The 628-nt window shown below is 29.8% G+C and carries 1 protein-coding gene and 1 pseudogene; both read right to left on the bottom strand.

Translation table 11 applies throughout. The features are described from left to right. Positions 1-196 precede the first annotated feature (196 nt). A complete protein-coding gene (locus IE142_RS39955) occupies positions 197-388 on the bottom strand; it encodes a VraH family peptide resistance protein (protein WP_191889462.1) in 192 nt (63 codons plus the stop codon). Between the two features lie 44 nt (positions 389-432). Further along, positions 433-628: pseudogene (locus IE142_RS39950) on the bottom strand (ABC transporter permease); the annotation flags it as partial.

The following is a 628-nucleotide window of genomic DNA, read 5'->3' as shown; positions in this document are numbered from 1 at the left end:
TTTAGTAGGTATGGATGCATTTGATTTAACACATACAGGTAGAGAATTAGGTCAATTCTATCTAGGTATTATGGATAATATCATGAGAATCGAAGAAGCAGACGGTATTACAAATAAATAACTTTATTTATAGTATAAGGAAGCCCTTAATAGAGAGGTCACACTGACCTCTCTGTTGAGGGCTTTTTTATTATGTTTAGTTATTTTTCTCTTCACGTCTCTTTAGGATATATGCACCACCGAGCAAACCCACAGGTATACCAACAAGCGGTGTGACAATGTTACTTAAAATAAATATGATTACAGTTAAACTGAGTACGTTAAACCAATTGATTGTTAAATTTTTTAAATCCTCATATGATTGTTTGATTAATTCTTTGAATTTCATAGTAAAAACCGTCCTTTATTAAAATAATTTTGTGAATTGAGTTACTAAATAGAATGCTTAATCATACGACTCGAGTGTATAAATGAAATCATAGCAAAAATGAAATAAACAATTGTATATATAATCATTACTATAAATATAGGTGACATTGAGACATTTCCTAGAAGTTTCATAAATGCAAGTGCTGCAAATAATGCATGTAATAAAGCAATGAGAAGCGGTAATCCAAAATTAAATGCA

The organism is Streptomyces mutabilis, from assembly GCF_014649815.1.
GTDB classification, from domain to species: Bacteria; Actinomycetota; Actinomycetes; order Streptomycetales; family Streptomycetaceae; genus Streptomyces; species Streptomyces mutabilis.
Note: the sequence above shows the minus strand (reverse complement) of the source record. Positions and strands in the feature narration are given on the sequence as shown.

Bases quoted from the DNA above. Each gene is read 5' to 3' on its own strand.
- IE142_RS39955 (WP_191889462.1), bottom strand. From the start codon at position 388: ATGAAATTCAAAGAATTAATCAAACAATCATATGAGGATTTAAAAAAT.